At 65.9% G+C, this 396-nt stretch carries 1 pseudogene; it reads right to left on the minus strand.

The features are described from left to right. Positions 1–348: pseudogene (locus tag RNC47_RS37310) on the minus strand (site-specific integrase); the annotation flags it as partial. Positions 349–396: the final 48 nt, after the last annotated feature.

The raw sequence follows: 396 nt of genomic DNA on the forward strand, positions 1-396 counted from the left end.
GTACTCGTCGTGGGAGGCGGCCACGAGCGCGTCGGCCAGTGCGAGGAGTGTTTCCCAGTCGGGCAGGGCGAGCGCGCGCGGGTCGAGGAGTTCGTCCTCGGCCTGCTTGTAGAGCTTCTGCCAGCCGGTCACCCGGGCGGGGTTCACCTTGATGATGCCGTCCCGCACCGCTTGCTCCATGACGCGGACCAGGACGGCGATGGTGTTCTTGACCGTTGAGCGGCTGAGCTCGTCGGCGATCCAATTCTGCACGGTGCGGTCGACAGCACCGTTGGTGATCATCCGGACCGCGAGGTGGCCCAATGCGGGCACGACGCGCATCCGCCAGCCGGCGAGATAGGGGTCCAAAGAGCTCGTAACACGATCATGTGTGGGTCTTCTTGAGGCGTCTCCAGC

The organism is Streptomyces millisiae (genome assembly GCF_031845425.1).
Taxonomy (GTDB): Bacteria; Actinomycetota; Actinomycetes; order Streptomycetales; family Streptomycetaceae; genus Streptomyces; species Streptomyces millisiae.